Genomic DNA, 14,360 nt, shown 5'->3' with positions numbered 1-14,360 from the left:
CGCACCGGCTTGCAAATACCGGCATAACAGCTACAAAAACATAACCACCCTTTAAAACAATGATAACTGATTGGATTCAGGCATCCCTTCTAGACAACCATGCTCATCAAGATTTTCCAAAACAGTTTTTGTAATTTTACTTCGTTGTCTTAAGTCTTCTTTAGAAAGAAACTCGCCATTTTCACGTGCTTTTTCGATATTTATGGCAGCATTCGTCCCAACTCCTGTTAAGGCATTAAAAGGTGGTATAAGTGAATCCCCATCTACTAGAAACTCCGAGGCTTTTGATTTGTACAAATCAACTTTTTGGAAAGAAAATCCTCTTTCACACATTTCCAATGCCAATTCTAACACCGTTACAAGGCTTTTTTCTTTTGGCGTCGCCTCAAGGCCCTTTTGATAGATTTCCTCAATTCGTTTCCGGATAGTGGCTGACCCTCGTGTCATTGTCTCTAGTTCAAAATCATCTGCTCTAACAGTAAAGTAGGCAGCATAAAATAGGATAGGATGATGGACTTTGAAATAAGCAATTCGAATTGCCATGAGAACATAGGCAGCAGCATGTGCTTTCGGGAACATATATTTTATTTTTAAACATGAGCCGATATACCAGTCTGGTACGCCGTGCTTTTTCATTTCCTCTATCCATTCTTCTTGAAGCCCTTTACCTTTACGAACAAACTCCATAATTTTAAATGCAAGAGAATCTTCTAGCCCTTTATAAATAAGATAGACCATGATATCGTCCCGACAGCCGATCACATCTTTTAGGACACACGTTCCATCAGCAATTAGGTCTGCAGCATTGTTAAGCCAAACATCTGTGCCGTGAGAAAGACCTGAAATTTGGACAAGTTCACTAAAGGTCGTCGGTTTCGTTTCTTCTAGCATTTGACGCACAAAGCGCGTACCGAATTCAGGGATACCATATGTTCCTGTCTTACACATAATTTGATCTTCCGTTACCCCTAATGCTTCTGTTCCCCCAAAGAGTTTAAATACTTCAGGGTCATCGACAGGAATGTCTTTAGGGTCTATGCCACTTAAATCTTGCAACATACGTATCACGGTTGGATCATCATGACCTAGAATGTCCAGCTTTAATAAATTATCATGAATTGAATGGAAATCGAAATGGGTCGTCTTCCATTCTGATTCACGGTCATCAGCCGGAAATTGAATTGGGGAAAAATCATAAATATCTAAGTGATCAGGAACGACGATGATCCCCCCAGGATGTTGTCCTGTAGTTCGTTTTACGCCTGTGCAGCCTGAGACAAGACGATCTATCTCTGCTCCACGAAGTTGGATTTGTTCATCGCTTTCATACCCTTTTACATAGCCATAGGCTGTTTTTTCCGCTACCGTACCGATCGTCCCTGCTCGGTAAACATACTCTTCACCAAATAATTCCTTCGTGTAATTATGGGCTATTGGCTGATAATCTCCTGAGAAATTTAAGTCGATATCTGGCACTTTATCCCCTTTAAATCCAAGGAAAGTTTCAAAAGGAATATCATGGCCATCCTTTTTATAAGTTGACTCACATTTTTCACATGATTTATCAGGGAGGTCAAACCCTGAGCCGACACTTCCATCGTTAAAGAAATAAGAATGATGACACGACGGGCATACATAATGTGGTGGAAGGGGGTTTACTTCCGTTATCTCCATCATGGTCGCAACTAAGCTCGAACCAACTGATCCCCGGGAACCAACAAGATAACCGTCTTCTAGGGATTTTTTCACTAACTTTTGAGATATTAAATAAATGACTGAAAAGCCGTTGCTGATGATACTCGTCAATTCTTTTTCAAGTCTTTCCACTACGATTTGGGGTAATTCTTCACCGTAAATGCTTTTTGCTCTTGTATAACAAATATCCCGAATCTCCTCGTCTGCTCCTTCAATATGAGGAGTAAACAAATCATCTGGTACAGGTTTGATCTCATCGATCTCATCAGCAATAGCTTGTGTATTGGTTACTACAACTTCTTTCGCTTTTTCTTTTGGTAAAAAGCTGAAACAATCTAGCATTTCATCCGTTGAACGGTAATGGACTTGTGGCAATGTTTGTTTATTTAATGGGTTTGCCCCCCCTTGAGAAGCAATTAAAATTTTTCGATAAATATGGTCTTCTGGCTGTAAGTAATGAACATTTCCTGTTGCAACAACCTTTTTATCGAGTTTATCACCTAGCTCAATAATGTTTTTGATAATATCTTTGACAGCTAATTCATCCCTTACGATCTCTTTTTCTACTAAATGGTGATAGTTTGCCGGTGGCTGTATTTCTAAATAATCATAAAATTTGGCAGCTTCTTCAACTTCCTCAGGCGATTTTTGCATCATCGCTTCAAATACTTCACCTCGATCACACCCTGAGCCGATAATTAATCCTTCACGGTGTTTAATGAGTTCAGACCGAGGAATACGAGGCATCCTATAAAAATAATTGATATGCGATAATGAAACAAGCTTATATAAATTTTTTAGTCCAGTGTTATTCTTTGCATAAATAATACAATGAGTTGGCCGTTGTTTTTTATAATCGTCAGTAGAGGTCTGTTCGTTCAATTGCGCATGGATAGTGATCTCTTTTTCAATCGCATCTTTCACCATTTTCCATAATAGGTGCCCTGTTGCTTCAGCATCATAGATGGCACGGTGATGTGAAACTAGCTCAATGTTAAACTTCTTACAAAGCGTGTTTAAACGATGATTTTTAAAGGTAGGATACAGCAATCTACCGAGCTCTAGCGTATCAATGACTGGGTTAGGCACTTTACTATAACCGATCCGTTGATATCCTGCGTTCAAGAAGCCCATATCAAAGCTTGCGTTATGCGCCACTAAAATATCGTCACCCATCCACTTATGAAAATCTTTAAGGACATCATCTACTTCTGGTGCGTTTTCTACCATGTCATCGGTAATTCCCGTAAGATCAATGATTAGTGGACTTAATTTTTCATGAGGATTTGCGAATGATTCGAATTTATCTATAATCTCCCCATTTTTAACTTTAACAGCAGCTAATTCAATAATCGTATTGTAAACAGCTGATAAGCCAGTTGTTTCCACATCAAAAACGACATAAGTTGCGTCCAAAAGAGGACGATCAGTTGGATTATAAGCAATAGGAACACCATCATCCACTAAATTTGCTTCTACACCATAAAGAATTTTTACATCATGTTTCTTACCTGCTCCATAAGCATCTGGGAAAGCTTGCAGTACAGAATGATCAGTTAATCCAATCGCGTCATGTCCCCATTTTTTAGCTTGTTCTACATAGGCGCCTATAGAGGTGACGGCATCCATTTGACTCATAGGTGAGTGTAAATGCAATTCCACACGTTTTTCACCTTCAGGTGCTTTATCTTGTCTTGCTGGTGGTGTCACTTGATCGAAGTCTTTAGCCATCATGACAAGGTCACGGATAAAGGTGTCCATTTGCACACTGCCACGGACTTTCAACCACATGCCTTTGCTAACAGATTCAAAAACAGGTACATCTTCTTTACTGTTAGAGAACATTTTAACTATGATGGAGTCTGTATAATCAGTCACTTTGAAGGTTAGAAGCGTTCTACCGCTCTTTAATTCTTTCGTTTCAGCTTCAAATACATATCCTTGAATTGTAATCCTTCGCTCTTCTTCTACGATCGTTTGAATCGGTTGTGGCTCGTCCTTAATCGTCACACCCATTGAAACCGCTACATTATGTTTAAGGTCTTTTGCTTGCTCCTGTTGCTTTTGTTTTTCCATCATCGCTTCAACGACTTTATGATGATCTTCTTCTTTCTTTTGCTCAGCAAAGCGTGCCATCGCTTCTTGAGATTCCTTTATCGCTACGCCAAGCTCAACTTGTCCAAAACCAAGTTCGTGACACACTTGTTGTAAAGGCTCATTCACGCGACGCTGAACCATTTCTGCTTCCGTCTCATTTAATACAGCAATCGTCACTTTTCGTCCTTCAATCACAGGTGTTTGTTCTTGTAGTCGCTGTATTAATCCATTTGTTGAAGATCGTAATGTCTCTACGATAAGCGGCCAGTAGGCAGGTAAATGTTTTTTCATATTTATTTCTGCCTCATACGTCAAAGTAAAATCGACGGTTGCAATATGGGCAAGGTTTTGTACAATACGACTTTTAAACAATTCAAAAGCTTGGAATGGCAAAACATCAGGTAGGCAAAATTCAAAATGCCACCGTTTTGATTTCGTATATACATCAAGCTTATTAATGTGAGCACCTTGTAAGTAATTCGTTATGAGCTCATCAGGCATGACCACTTGTTCCATCAGTAACTTAAAACGTTCTTGCCTGATTTTCAGTTCGTCGTTCATCATTGGCCTCCTTGCTTTACACTTTACTCCATGGAAAGGAAACATAGGAGAGGTTGCCTCTTCAGACGATCATTCAAGCTGAGGAGACAACCTCTCTATTACCCAATATATTTCTCTATTATTTCCAAAAGGTTATCCCGATGCACTTCTAGTACTTCTCCAGTTTTTCGAATCTTAACTTCCAAGATCCCTTCTTCGGCCTTTTTCCCAACTGTTATGCGTAAAGGCAATCCGAATAAGTCCGCATCTTTAAATTTCACACCTGGTCGTTCTGCACGGTCATCGTATAGAACCTCATAACGCTTATTATTTAAACTCTCGTATAATTCTTCTGAAAGCTTACGTTGTTCATCTTGCTTGACATTAATAGGCATAAGGTGAATATGGAATGGCGCCACACTTATTGGCCATACGATACCATTTTCATCATGGTGCTCCTCGATAATGGCAGCCACTGTACGTGAAACACCTATCCCGTAGGACCCCATCACCATCGGCTGAGCTTTACCATTTTCATCAAGGAATTGGGCATTTAATGCTTCACTATATTTCGTGCCTAGTTTGAATACGTGCCCCACTTCAATGCCTTCCTTGAATTTAATAGTCCCTTTACCGTCTGGAGAAGGATCACCTTCCTGAATGTTTCTTAAATCGGCATAGTTTGAAACGTTAAAGTCACGCCCAGGATTAACGTTAATGAAATGTGCATCTTGCTCGTTTGCCCCACAAACGGCATTCACCATTACTTCAACAGCTTTATCAGCAATAATAGTGATGTTGTCATCCACGTTCACTGGCCCTATGTAGCCTGTCTCTGTGCTTAACCACTTTTCAGTCTCTGCTTCTCCAGCTAATTTAACGGAACGCGCATCGAATAAATGTTTAATTTTCACTTCATTTACCTGATGGTCACCACGAACAAGGACGAGAACAGGTTTTTCATCAACTAAAAATAGCATAGATTTAATACAATCTTCTTTCGCAATGGAAAGAAAATTTGCCACCTCTTCAATCGTCTTCTTACTAGGTGTCTCCATTTTTTCAAGTGCTTTTGGTTGATCTGAGGACTTTTCATAAGTCACATTCACCGGTGCAATTTCAATATTAGCTGCAAAATCTGATGAGTCAGAATAAGCAATCGTGTCTTCTCCTACGGTAGAAAGCACCATAAATTCGTGAGTATCTTTTCCACCCATTGCCCCAGAGTCCGCTACGACAGCCCGATAATTCAACTCACATCGTGTAAAGATATTACAATAGGCGCTATACATCTTTTGATAGCTTTCATCAAGTCCTTCAAAGCTTGTATCAAATGAGTAGGCATCCTTCATGAGAAATTCTCGGCCTCTTAAAATACCGAATCTCGGCCTTCTTTCATCACGAAATTTCGTTTGAATTTGATAAAGTGTCATCGGCAGCTTTTTATATGATCTCACGTCATCACGCACGATAGTTGTAATGACTTCCTCATGGGTTGGTCCTAAAGCAAACTCTCTATCGTGTCTATCCTTTATCCGCATGAGTTCAGCCCCATACTCTTCCCATCTTCCTGAAGCTTTCCAGAGTTCAGAAGGTTGAATTGAAGGCAGTAGCATCTCTTGTGCCCCTGCTTTATCCATTTCTTCCCTCACAATGTTTTCTACTTTTTTTAACACTTTTAAGCCAATTGGTAAGAAAGAATACACACCTGAGGTACTTTGGCGGATCAAGCCTGCTCTTAACATTAACTGATGACTTTTTACTTCTGCATCACTTGGTATATCACGTAGCGTTTGTGCCAAATACGTACTTTGTCTCAACGATAAGCCACCTCTACTTTCACTAAAATTCTCTTAATTTAAAGAGAAATAATTTACATAAACCAATTTCATAATACAAAATAGACTTGTAAAAAACGACTAAGGCATCGATCTTTCGATACAGACCTCCGCTCTCTCCGGAAGTCACCGTCTTTTACTGAAATCCTTTTAGAAACGACTATTTAATTTAATATTTGCTTGTTCGCTTACTCATGTTGAAAACTAATATGCATTCATTCACATGAAAAATTTATTAATATCATTCCACGTGACAACAAGCATTAGCAGCATAAGTAACGCAAATCCAACAAAGTGCACAAGTCCTTCTTTCTGAGGGTCAATAGGTTTCCCTCTCACAGCTTCCAAACCGATAAAAAGAAGGCGTCCTCCGTCCAAAGCCGGAAGTGGTAATAAATTGATAATCCCGAGGTTAACACTTAGGATGGCAGCCCATTGGAATAGAACTAACAGTCCCATTGAGGCTACTTCACCAGTATAATTGTAAATGCCTACAGGGCCTGCTAAATGATCTAAGCTAAACTGTCCTGTAACGAGCATGCCTAACGCTTCAAAAATAAGAACGGTGTACTCATAGGTTTCCGTAAACCCAAATAAAACGGCTTGACCTATATTATGTTCTCTCGGTGCTGTAATACCAATAACACCTATTTGTTCGTCATCAGCGCCAAGACGTTCTTGCGCTGTCATTGTGACATCAAATTGTTCGCCTTGACGTTCAATAATAAAATCAAGTGATTCATTCGGATGTTGTACAATAATGTTGGTCATTTCTTCCCAACTGGCAACACTTTCACCGTCTATGGAAACGATACGGTCCCCACTTTCTAATCCAGCTTGAATCGCTACCCCGTCTTCAGTAACTTCACCAACAACAGGCTCATCTACAGGCATACCTGCAAATGCTGCGTACAATATAAGGACAAAAACCGCTAATACAAAGTTCATTAGAGGGCCTGCAAAAATAGCAGCTGCTCTTTGTCCCACTGTTTTAGCAGAGAACTGTCGATCATATGGGGCTATCTGTGTTGGCTGTTCGTCATGAACATATTCAGCTTTATCATCTATCTCATAAGTGACCAATTCTTCCTTATCCTCAACATATCCCTGCACAAACAAGTCGTGTTCCAAATCAATTTTTTCCACCTGAATTACTTTACAATCAGGATGCTTTGACTTGTTATTGATAATGATTCGACTCACTTTACCTAATTGATTAAATAAAAGCCCAACTTCATAGCCCGGTTTTATTTGGATCATTTCAGGGTCTTCCCCGGCCATTCTAACAAAACCCCCGAGAGGAAGTAACCGAATCGTATACACTGTTTCGTTTCGTTTAAATGAAAAGATCTTTGGCCCAAATCCAATTGCAAATTCACGACAGAGTATACCTGCTCGTTTAGCAACGACTAAATGCCCCCACTCGTGTACAAATACAAGTATGCCAAAAATCACGATGACAGCTATTAACGTGTTCATTGTTATACCACACCCTTTAGCTTAAATAGGATAAAACGTCTGATCGTACTTCTTTATCTGCCGAAACGATGTCTTCTAGTGACGGGTTACTGATTGGGGTGTGTCTATGGAGCGCCTTTTCCACGAAAACTTCAATATCAAGAAATGATATTCTACCTTCAAGGAACAGTGAGACAGCAACCTCGTTTGCAGCATTCAACACTGCAGGAGCAATCCCTCCTGCCCTGCCAGCTTCGAAGGCCATTTTCAAGCATCTAAAGCGATCGTAATCCATCTTTTCAAAATGTAACGTGCCAACTTCCCATAATTTTAACCTGTCTCCCCCTTTTAAATCAAGCCTGTTAGGCTCTGAAAGGGCATATTGAATCGGCACTCTCATATCAGGAGTACCTAAATGGGCAAGTATACTACCGTCAATATATTCAACCATAGAATGAATAATACTCTCTTTGTGAAGTAATACATCAATATCATCATATGCCATATCAAAGAGCCACTTGGCTTCGATGACTTCTAAACCTTTATTCATCATGGTCGCTGAATCTATCGTAATTTTAGCTCCCATATTCCAGTTTGGATGGTTTAATGCTTCTTTCACAGTAACATGCTTTAACTCTTCGCGGGAAAGGTCTCTAAAACTTCCACCAGAGGCAGTTAGAATAAGTTTAGATACCTCTTTTTCTTTATTACCATGTAAGCATTGAGCAATAGCTGAATGCTCACTATCAACTGGAATAAGGCGGGTGCCATATTTTTCACTTAATGCTGTGACGATATTCCCTGCCATAACGAGCGTTTCCTTATTGGCGATAGCCACATCTTTTCCTGACTTAATGGCTTTTATCGTTGGTTCAAGACCAACACGTCCCATAACCGCATTAACGAGAATATCTGCTTCACCATAAACAGCTGCTTCTGTTAATCCCTCTAGCCCGTGCATAATGTCTGCTTTATAACTAATGTGTTCCTTAACTTCTTGAGCTACCGCTTCAGACTGAACACTAATTAATTTGGGTTTAAATTCTTCAATCTGCTCGATACCCACTTTAAAATTCGACCCAAAACTCAAAGCTTCTAAATTGAATTCCTCAGGGTGGGAACGCATAACATCAAGTGTTTGAACACCTATAGATCCTGTAGATCCAATAAGATTGATTTTCCTCATCACATCTTACTCCTAACGAAAAAATTGTATTCCACGGCATAATTCATCACTTACCAACAATTTATCATAGATAATCGGCCATAAACCCACCCTGCTCAAAATAGAGAGGAGAGATCAAATCCATTCAAGGGGAGCTAACGGACGCTAAATGTCCTGATTCACTCAACTGGCAATCAGTGGAACAAATATCCTCTCACTGGAAAGGACAACTAAACGCTAAAGAAAACCGAGCAAATAGATAATTGGCATGACAAATATTAAGCTATCAAATCGGTCAAGGATACCTCCATGACCTGGTAATACGTGTCCAGAATCTTTAACAGCATAATGCCGTTTAAAAGCTGATTCAACTAAATCTCCTAACTGTCCTGCTAGAGAAACAACAATCATAAATAATACAGTTGTCATCCATGTAGAAAATACAGGAAAAAAGACAGTATAGATACTACCAATTAGAAGGGCTAATAGTGTGCCACCCATCGAACCTTCAATTGTCTTCTTAGGGCTAATTTCTGGCCATAATTTATGTTTTCCAAAGCGACGCCCAGCAAAATAAGCTCCAGAATCCGTTGACCAGACAATGATTAAAATAAAGAAGATCATGGCTAGTCCATTTTCTAAAAATCGGGCGTGCATAAAGTAATGAAAACCAAAACCTACATACACTGAAGCTAACACGACAAAGCCTGCTTCATCAAACGTAAATCTATTTTTAGTGATGACCGTCAATGCCAGTAAGACGATAATGAGCAATAGAAAAAGCTCCAATCGCTCAAGGTGAACCCAATCAAATACCCCTATAACATTTTCCGGTATTAATAAAAGCCACATAAATAGCATTCCTGCAATCCCTCGAATACTTAACGGGTGGATCCTTTTCATCCTTAACAATTCCCACATGCCTATTGTTGCTAAAGCGATCATAACAAGAGTGAATGGAAGGTTACCTAGAATGATAAGGGTAACAAAAGCTGCTCCTGCAATGACACCTGTAATAACTCGCTGCTTCATGTTAATACCTCCCTAAACTCCGCCATATCGCCGCTGTCTTTTTTGATAAACTTTAATAGCTTCTTCTAGATGTTCTTGAGAAAAGTCAGGCCACAACACATCAGTAAACCAAAACTCTGAATATGCAAGCTGCCAAAGCATAAAATTGCTCAATCGCAATTCGCCACTCGTCCGAATTAATAAATCTGGGTCGTCAAGCCCTGCTGTCATTAAATGTTTTGAAAAGGAGGCTTCAGAAAGGTCTTCTATTGCTAATTTGCCATCCTGTACATCCTGAAAAAGAGATTTCATACCATCTATAATTTCAGAACGACTTCCATAGTTAAGTGCAAAATTTAACACCAATCCTGTATTACTCGCTGTGGTAGCAACGGCTTCATCGACCGCCCTTTTCGTATAATCAGGCAAGTTATGTCGATCACCTGTTATTCTAACGACGACGTTTTCCTTTATGAGTGTCGGTAATTCCGCTTTTAAAAATCTTTCAGGCAGCCTCATTAAAAAATCAACCTCGGTTTTCGGTCGTTTCCAATTTTCCGTAGAGAAAGCATAGAGTGTCAAAATAGACACTCCTAATTTATTAGCGTGTCTAACAATTTTTCTGACGACACTCATTCCCTCACGATGGCCTGCCACTCTCGGTAACCCACGTTTTTTAGCCCACCGACCATTTCCATCCATAATAATCGCTATATGTTTTGGAAAATTTTCTTCTGTCAACTGATCCATTGACTCTGGATCATTCTGGACGCTTTTAAGATGTCCTCTTAACTTATTAAGCATGATATTCCTCCAACATGATCCAATCACTGCAAGCTGTAGTCAGTTAAGCAGATCACATAATTAACTCCCTGTGGTACCTTTATATTCTATCACGAACTAAACTTATGTATAAGAGCTTATTCAAAAGTCCCCTCAATAGCGGCATTTTAAAATTTTCAGATAAACGACGTCTTCATTAAAATGACTTAGAATGTGATGAGGTACGTTATCTCCATTATCAACATTGTTGATATGGATTCGGCTAATCTCGTTGAAAAATGACATAAAGTAATAAAGACCCTCTGTGGAAAAGAGGGTCTTTCATTCTCCTAAACATACCACTGTTTGTATAACTCAGACTTCTCTTATTTCTTCCTCTTTTACTTTAGCTATATCATCAATGGTTTTAATCGTATTATCTGTCAGCTTTTGAACATCCTCTTGTGAGCGGCGTAATTCGTCTTCTGTAAGTTCACCGTCTTTTTGCAATTTTTTCAGTTCGTCATTTGCATCACGACGAACATTTCTAACGGCTACTTTTGCTTCTTCTGAATATCTACCGACAAGTTTGACAAGTTCGTTACGGCGTTCTTCAGTTAAAGCAGGAATGGTGATTCGTATAATGTTTCCATCATTTGACGGAGATAATCCAAGGTCGGCCATTTGAATAGCTCTTTCAATATCCGATATTGATGATTTATCAAATGGTTGAATAAGCAGCATTCTACCTTCTGGTACCGTTATAGACGCAAGCTGGTTTAATGGTGTCATCATACCATAATATTCAACTTGGACTTTGTCTAGTAGGGAAGGGTTAGCTCGTCCTGCTCTCAGTGTGGAAAGCTCTCTTTGATAAGATTCTACTGACTTATTCATTTTTTCTTTAGCATTGTTCAAAATATCCGTTGACATTATTACTTCCCCCTTATAAGTGTTCCAATGTGGTCTCCAGTTACTGCACGTTTAATATTACCGTTTTCAGAGATTGAGAAAACAATAAGTGGTATATTATTGTCCATGCATAGTGAGGATGCCGTTGAATCCATAACAGCTAAACCGTCTTTTAATAGATCTAAGTATGTTAACTGTTCATACTTTTGCGCATTAGCGTCTTTTGATGGGTCGGCACTATAAACACCATCTACTTTATTCTTAGCCATAAGGATAACATCCGCTTCAATTTCTGCTGCTCTTAATGCCGCTGTTGTATCCGTAGAAAAATAAGGATTTCCTGTACCAGCAGCAAAGATCACTACTCGTTTCTTTTCTAAATGTCTAATAGCGCGACGTCTTATGTATGGTTCTGCTACCTGTCTCATTTCAATGGAGGTTTGCACCCTCGTCTGGACACCGATATTTTCTAAGCTGTCCTGAAGTGCTAGAGAGTTCATGACTGTCGCAAGCATACCCATATAATCAGCGGTGGCTCTATCCATTCCTTTAGCACTTCCAGCCATTCCCCGCCAAATGTTTCCGCCACCAACAATAATGGCTACTTCTACATCTAGAGCAATAATATCTTTAATTTGCTCAGCAATAGACTGAATCATGGTGGGATCTATCCCATATCCTTGGTCACCAGCCAGAGCTTCTCCACTTAATTTTAACACAATACGATTGTATGTTGTCTCCTCCATAGTACCCTCCATTTAAATAAACAATATCATAAAACGTACCTTCAATCAGTGGGTGTCTTCGTTCTTCTCCACTGATTGGTAGTTGAATAATCAGCATTAGCGTCCGTAATCTCTCGCCTAAATAGATGGACTCTGCTCTCTATTTCTAACCGAGAGTTTTAAGGACGGTTGGTTATCTGTGATAAATTCTTGGACAAGAGTAAAGCATCGGTATGATGCTTTATTTAAAGAGATAGCAGTTTTTTGAAAAAGGGACACATAGTGTCCCTTTCACCAGTATTCCCATTATTTTTTAACTTGAGACATGACTTCCTCAGCGAAATTTTCTTCACGTTTCTCCATACCTTCACCAACTTCATATCGATAGAAAGTTTTAACTTCTCCACCTTTAGAAGAAACGTATTTGCCAACTTTTTGGTCACCATCTTTAACAAATGGCTGTTCGTTTAGGCAAATCTCTTCAAAGAACTTCCCAAGACGACCTTCAACCATTTTTTCAACAATGTTCTCTGGCTTACCTTCGTTTAATGCTTGTTGTTTAAGTACTTCTCGCTCATGGTTAGCTTCTTCTTCTGATACTTCATCGCGGCTTACATATTTAGGATTAATAGCTGCAACGTGCATAGCCACATCTTTCGCAACTTGCTCGTCTACATTACCTGAAAGAACAGTTAATACACCAATACGTCCTCCCATATGAATGTAGCTACCAAATACTTCATTTTCACCACTTTCTACGATAGCAAATCGACGCAGTGATAATTTTTCCCCGATTTTAGCAATTTGGTTCGTAATATAGCCTTGTAATGTGTCACCATCTCCATCAAACGATTGTTCAAGGGCTTCTTCCACAGTCGCAGGCTTATTGTTAAGTATATGACGAGCTACTTGTTCAACCATATTAACAAAGTTTTCATTCTTAGAAACAAAATCAGTTTCAGAATTAATCTCAACAAGTACAGCTTTATTTCCTTCAGTTACGATATGAGCAAGTCCTTCAGCTGCCACTCGATCTGCCTTTTTAGCAGCTTTAGCAACACCCTTTTCGCGAAGGTAATCTACTGCTTTTTCCATATCTCCATTAGTTTCAGTGAGGGCTTTCTTACAGTCCATCATCCCCGCACCTGTGCTTTCACGTAATTCTTTTACCATTTTAGCTGAAATAGCCATTCAAATTCCTCCTTGAGTACGTGTAAATGATTTTTCATCCGTTTAGTTCCTTGCAAAAAAGGGTGATAAAGGGTCCGGCCCTCTATCACCCTTTTGAACGAACATTTAAGCAGTTGTTTCTTCACCCTGGTTTGCTTCAATGATAGCATCTGCCATTTTCGCTGTTAAAAGGCGAACCGCACGAATTGCATCATCGTTACCTGGGATAACATAATCAATTTCGTCAGGGTCACAGTTAGTGTCCACAATACCGACGATTGGAATATTTAATTTATGCGCTTCAGCTACAGCGATACGCTCTTTGCGAGGATCGATGATAAATAACGCATCAGGTAAACGATCCATCTCTTTAATTCCTCCAAGGAATTTTTCAAGACGGTCCATTTCTTTCTTTAGAAGAACAACTTCCTTTTTAGGAAGGACATCAAATGTGCCATCTTCTTGCATCGTCTCAAGTTGAACAAGTCGTGCAATACGTTTACGGATTGTGTCAAAGTTTGTGAGTGTACCACCTAACCAACGTTGGTTAATAAAGTACATACCACAACGCTCAGCTTCTTCTTTAACAGAATCTTGAGCTTGCTTTTTCGTTCCTACAAAAAGCATTGTACCACCTTGTGCAGCTAAGTCGCGCACGAAGTTAAATGCTTCGTCAACTTTCTTGACCGTCTTTTGTAGGTCAATAATATAAATACCGTTTCTTTCTGTGAAGATGTAGCGATCCATTTTTGGGTTCCAACGACGTGTTTGATGTCCGAAATGAACCCCAGCTTCTAATAATTGTTTCATGGAAATCACTGCCACTCCACTCACCTCCTCTGGTTTTTAATCCTCCGCTCATGTCATTTTTCGACAAGACTCTAAAATAAGAGCACCATTGCCAAAATCAATAAGCGTGTGTAATAACACCGAGAAATAATATATCATATCCAACAGCCAATGACAAGCGCTCTGATAAATTATTTT

Annotated in this window: 10 protein-coding genes; all 10 read right to left on the bottom strand. The window is 39.4% G+C overall.

Translation table 11 applies throughout. The features are described 5' to 3' along the window. Window positions 1-51 precede the first annotated feature (51 nt). The gene (locus BK581_RS01310; RefSeq protein ID WP_078576393.1) at window positions 52-4,353 is read right to left on the bottom strand and encodes a PolC-type DNA polymerase III; all 4,302 of its coding nucleotides are present in this window, start codon (window positions 4,351-4,353) and stop codon (window positions 52-54) included. A gap of 98 nt (window positions 4,354-4,451) precedes the next feature. Further along, window positions 4,452-6,152, bottom strand: a complete 1,701-nt coding sequence (locus BK581_RS01305) for a proline--tRNA ligase (RefSeq protein WP_078576391.1) — start codon at window positions 6,150-6,152, stop codon at window positions 4,452-4,454. A gap of 237 nt (window positions 6,153-6,389) precedes the next feature. After that, on the bottom strand, window positions 6,390-7,649 hold the full coding sequence (gene rseP, locus BK581_RS01300) for an RIP metalloprotease RseP (RefSeq protein WP_078576390.1): 1,260 nt from the start codon (window positions 7,647-7,649) through the stop codon (window positions 6,390-6,392). Window positions 7,650-7,665: 16 nt separating this feature from the next. Further along, window positions 7,666-8,814, bottom strand: a complete 1,149-nt coding sequence (locus BK581_RS01295) for a 1-deoxy-D-xylulose-5-phosphate reductoisomerase (protein ID WP_078576388.1) — start codon at window positions 8,812-8,814, stop codon at window positions 7,666-7,668. Between the two features lie 216 nt (window positions 8,815-9,030). Further along, the gene (locus BK581_RS01290) at window positions 9,031-9,825 is read right to left on the bottom strand and encodes a phosphatidate cytidylyltransferase (protein ID WP_078576386.1); all 795 of its coding nucleotides are present in this window, start codon (window positions 9,823-9,825) and stop codon (window positions 9,031-9,033) included. A 12-nt stretch (window positions 9,826-9,837) separates the two neighbouring features. Continuing rightward, on the bottom strand, window positions 9,838-10,608 hold the full coding sequence (locus tag BK581_RS01285) for an isoprenyl transferase (RefSeq protein WP_078576384.1): 771 nt from the start codon (window positions 10,606-10,608) through the stop codon (window positions 9,838-9,840). Between the two features lie 333 nt (window positions 10,609-10,941). Continuing rightward, entirely contained in the window at window positions 10,942-11,499 is a 558-nt protein-coding gene (gene frr / locus BK581_RS01280; protein ID WP_078576380.1) for a ribosome recycling factor, read from the bottom strand. A 2-nt stretch (window positions 11,500-11,501) separates the two neighbouring features. Then, entirely contained in the window at window positions 11,502-12,224 is a 723-nt protein-coding gene (pyrH, locus tag BK581_RS01275) for a UMP kinase (protein ID WP_078576376.1), read from the bottom strand. Window positions 12,225-12,509: 285 nt separating this feature from the next. Then, on the bottom strand, window positions 12,510-13,394 hold the full coding sequence (tsf, locus tag BK581_RS01270; RefSeq protein ID WP_078576373.1) for a translation elongation factor Ts: 885 nt from the start codon (window positions 13,392-13,394) through the stop codon (window positions 12,510-12,512). A 105-nt stretch (window positions 13,395-13,499) separates the two neighbouring features. Further along, window positions 13,500-14,198 (bottom strand): 30S ribosomal protein S2, encoded by a 699-nt coding sequence (gene rpsB / locus BK581_RS01265; protein WP_078576372.1) that lies wholly within the window; start codon window positions 14,196-14,198, stop codon window positions 13,500-13,502. Window positions 14,199-14,360: the final 162 nt, after the last annotated feature.

Source organism: Salipaludibacillus agaradhaerens, assembly GCF_002019735.1.
GTDB lineage: Bacteria > Bacillota > Bacilli > Bacillales > Salisediminibacteriaceae > Salipaludibacillus > Salipaludibacillus agaradhaerens.
Note: the sequence above shows the minus strand (reverse complement) of the source record. Positions and strands in the feature narration are given on the sequence as shown.